Genomic DNA, 3813 nt, shown 5'->3' with positions numbered 1-3813 from the left:
CGAAGCCGGCGCGCCGAAGTACATGGAGTGGTACGGCGCCTTCGGCCTCACCGTCACCCTGGTCTGGCTGTACCTGGAGATCCTGCGCCTGCTGGCCAAGCTGCAGTCGCGCGACTGAGGCCGTGATCGACCGGCTCATGACCCTGGCGCAGTCCTTGCGCCAGTGCTTGTGGGCCCGGCCCCTGGCCGCCTGCCTGCTGTCGGTCGCCGCGGTCGCGCTCGCCGCCGCGCTCGACGGCGCCTGGCAGCTCAAGGATCCGCCCGAGGTCTCGGCCGAATCGATCGAGTCGCTGCTCTCGATCATGGCCTCGAGCATGCTGGTGATCGCCATCTTCGCGGCGGGCGCCATGGTCGCGGCCTACGCCTCGGCCAGCAACACGGCCTCGCCGCGCTCGTTCCCGCTGGTGCTGGAAGACGACGTCTCCCAGAACGCCTACTCGATGTTCGTGGCCGCCTTCATCTTCGGCGTGGTCGGCCTGGTCGCGCTTCAGAACGGCAGCTTCGGCACGGTGGGCCGGTTCGCGCTGTTCCTCGAAACGGCGCTCGTGTTCGCGCTGGTGATCCTGACCTTCGTGCGCTGGGTCGACCGCATCGCGCGGCTGGGCCGGCTGTCCAACACCGTCGACCGGGCCGAGGATGCCGCGCTCGACGCGGTGGAGCAGCGGCGCCGGGACCCGCGCTTGGGCGGCGCGCCCGCCTCGGGCCTGCCAGAAGACGCCACCGATATCACGGCCTCCGGCGTCGGCCACGTCTGCCGCGTGGACCTTGCCGCACTCGAAGACTGCGCGCAGGCGCATGGCCTGCGGCTCGAACTGGTGGCCTTGCCCGGTCGCTTCGTGGCCACGGGCGATGTGCTGTTGCGTGTTCAGGCCGGCCCGTCGGGCATCGACCCCGGCGTGCCGGCCCGGCTTCGGAAGGCTTATCACCTCGAGCGCACCCGGCAGTTCGGCAACGACCCCCGCTTCGGCCTGGTGGTGCTCTCGGAAATCGCCGGGCGGGCGCTGTCGCCCGCGGTGAACGATCCCGGCACCGCGGTCGACGTCATCGGCCGGCTGGTCCGGGTGTTCGACCGGTGGTGCCGGACGCTGCCGGAACCCGGCACCGACGTGCCCCGCTACCCGCGCGTACAGGTTCCGGAAGTGACCGCCGAGGACCTGGCCGAGGACGCCTTCACCGCGATCGTGCGCGACGGCGCCGGTTCGATCGAAGTCATGTGCCGGCTGTTCAAGGCGCTGGCCGCGATGGCCTCGTTCGGGGATGAATCGCTGGCGCGCTGCGCCCGGCAGCTGGCGCGCGACGCGCTCGTGCTGGCGGAGGCACGCCTGCCGCTGGAAGCCCAGCGCCACCGCGTCCGCGCCCTGGCCTCCTTCGCGGCGGACTGAACCCTTCCGGCCTGGCCCATGCCTGACCTGGCGCTGTTCGACTTCGACGGGACGCTGACGCGGGGCGAAACCTTTCCCCCCTTCGTACGCAGCGTCGTGCCCGCCGAGCGACTGCGCTGGGGCCGCTGGCGCCTCGCGCCGCTGGTGGCGGGCTACCGGCTGGGACTGGTCAGCGGCACCCGGATCCGGGAGGCCGTGGTGGCGCGCGGCCTCACCGGAATGGCGGCGTCGCGGTTCGAATCCGCGGCGGCCGAATGGGCCCGCGACCGGCTGCCCGCCCTGCTCCGGCCCGCGGCCCTGGCCCGGCTGCGCGCCCACCGCGACCGCGGCGATACCGTGCGCATCGTGTCCGGCAATTTCGAATGCCTGCTGTCGCCCTGGGCCGCGACCGAGGGCGTCGTCGCCTACGGTTCCCGGCTCGAGGCCCGGGACGGCCGCCTGACCGGACGCTACGCTGGCCCGCAGTGCGTGCTCGAGCACAAGGTGTGGCGCATCCGCGCCGAACTCGACCTGACCCGCTTCGACCGCATCCATGCCTACGGCGACACCCCCGAGGATCGGCCGATGCTGCTGCTGGCCGACGTCGCCCATTACCTGCCGCGCGGCTGGCCCGAGGGCATGGCGCTCCCGTCGATTGGCTGAGGTTCAGCCGCATCTTGCCGGGGGCGTGCGACCATGCGGTGTCCCGGCCGCACTCCGCGCCGGAGGGAGCTCCGCCATGAACCGTCTCCTGCTTCTCGCTTTGCCTGCCCTCGCCCTGCTGGGAGGCTGCGCCAGCACCGACAAGCTGATGCTGGGCGATGCCCGCGCGCCGATCGATCCCTCGGAAGTGCGCATCTACCGCGTGCCGCCGCCGGGCGCGATCGACATCGCCGAGATCGATGCCTCCAGCGCGATTGGTTTTGGCACCAAGGGCCAGGACTCGGCGGTGATGGACCGGCTGCGCCAGGAGGCCGCGGCACTGGGCGCCAACGGCCTGCTGATCCTGGGCCGCGGTAACTCGCGCTCGCCCGTGGGCATGTCGGTGGGCGGCGGCAGCTATGGCCGCAACAGCGCCGTGGGTATTGGCATCGGCATCCCCACCACGCAAAAGCAGGCCACCGCCGTCGCGATGTACGTTCCGCCGGCGCCAACGGCGGAGCCCATGGACGAGGCGGTCGACGCCGACGCGGCGGCGCGCGGCGACGCCGATAGCGACTGATCCGGCGGTCACACCGGAATGTCCCGGTAACCGGGCCAATGGCCTCGTGCCGACGAACGTGAACCGCCGCCGGGCCCGCTGGCGGGTCGCCCTGGTCGCAGCGGCGGCGCTGCTGGCCTACCTGTGCCTCTGGCCGGTGCCGGTGCAGCCGGTCGCCTGGCGCGCGCCGGAAGACCTGGGCCATTGGGGCCCGCATGCCACCAACCAGGCGCTGGCCGGGCTGCGGCACATCGACCTGGGCGGGGAGAGCGGGCCGGAGCACGTGGCCTTCGGGCCCGATGGCCGGCTGTACGTCGCCGTCGCCGGCGGCAAGGTGCTGCGGATGGCGGCCGACGGCAGCAGGCGCGAGGTGTTCGCGGACACGGGCGGCCGGGTGCTGGGCTTCGACTTCGACGACGCGGGGCAACTCGTCGCCGCCGATGCCTGGCGCGGGCTTCTTTCGATCTCGCCCGAAGGCCACGCGACCGTGCTGGCCGATGCCTTCCAAGGGCAACCCATCCGCTACGCCGACGCCGTGGTGGTGGCGGACGACGGCCGCATCTACTTCAGCGACGCCAGCGCGCGCTTCGCGCCGGCCGATTGGGGCGGCACCTTCGAGGCCAGCGTGCTCGACATCCTCGAGCAGTCGGCCACGGGCCGCGTATTCGAGTACGACCCGGCGACGCGCGCGCTGCGCGTGGTCGCGCGGGGCCTGAGCTTCGCCAACGGCGTGGCGCTCACCGCCGACCAGCGCGCGCTGCTGGTGGTCGAGACCGGCCAGTACCGCGTGTGGCGCATCGACCGCGAGGCCCGCGCGCTGGACGTGCGCGAGCCATCGCCGCTGGCCTTCGCGCTGTTCGACAACCTGCCCGGCTATCCGGACAACCTGATGCGTGGGCTGGACGGCCGGATCTGGCTGGGCTTCACCAAGCCGCGCAGCGGGCTGGTGGATGCGATGGCGCCCTACCCGTTCCTGCGGCGCATGACGCTGCGGCTGCCGCGCTTCCTGTGGCCGGTGCCGCCGGCGTACGGCCACGTGATGGCCTTCGATGAACAAGGCCAGGTCCTGGCCGACCTGCAGGACCCGGCAGGCGCCTACCCGGAAACCACCGCCGTCACCGAAACGCGCGATCGCCTCTATGTCCAGAGCCTGCACGCCGGTACGCTGGGCTGGCTGCCGAACGACTGACACCCACGCACCGAACAGGAACCCACGCATGGCCATGGCCGAATCCGACATCCAGAAAGGCT

At 72.2% G+C, this 3813-nt stretch carries 5 protein-coding genes; all 5 read left to right on the top strand.

From position 1 onward, the window contains the following. Positions 1–118, top strand: a 118-nt coding sequence (locus tag Q0C12_RS14725; RefSeq protein ID WP_290891520.1) for a Bax inhibitor-1/YccA family protein, incomplete at its 5' end; no start/stop codon positions are given. Positions 119–122: 4 nt separating this feature from the next. Then, complete coding sequence (locus Q0C12_RS14720) at positions 123–1382, top strand: DUF2254 domain-containing protein (RefSeq protein WP_290891518.1); 1260 nt, start codon at positions 123–125, stop codon at positions 1380–1382. Between the two features lie 18 nt (positions 1383–1400). After that, positions 1401–2024, top strand: a complete 624-nt coding sequence (locus Q0C12_RS14715) for an HAD family hydrolase (protein ID WP_290891516.1) — start codon at positions 1401–1403, stop codon at positions 2022–2024. Positions 2025–2100: 76 nt separating this feature from the next. Then, positions 2101–2583, top strand: coding sequence for a hypothetical protein (locus tag Q0C12_RS14710; protein ID WP_290891514.1), 483 nt, complete (start codon positions 2101–2103; stop codon positions 2581–2583). A gap of 46 nt (positions 2584–2629) precedes the next feature. After that, on the top strand, positions 2630–3751 hold the full coding sequence (locus Q0C12_RS14705; protein WP_290891512.1) for an SMP-30/gluconolactonase/LRE family protein: 1122 nt from the start codon (positions 2630–2632) through the stop codon (positions 3749–3751). The last annotated feature ends 62 nt before the right edge of the window (positions 3752–3813 follow it).

The sequence above is a fragment of the Arenimonas sp. genome (assembly GCF_022842045.1).
GTDB lineage: Bacteria > Pseudomonadota > Gammaproteobacteria > Xanthomonadales > Xanthomonadaceae > Arenimonas.
This window is presented reverse-complemented; position numbering and strand designations above follow the sequence as displayed.

Excerpts from the sequence above, each read along its gene's own strand:
- Q0C12_RS14710 (WP_290891514.1), top strand. The coding sequence starts at position 2,101 with ATGAACCGTCTCCTGCTTCTCGCTTTGCCTGCCCTCGCCCTGCTGGGA.
- Q0C12_RS14715 (WP_290891516.1), top strand. The coding sequence starts at position 1,401 with ATGCCTGACCTGGCGCTGTTCGACTTCGACGGGACGCTGACGCGGGGC.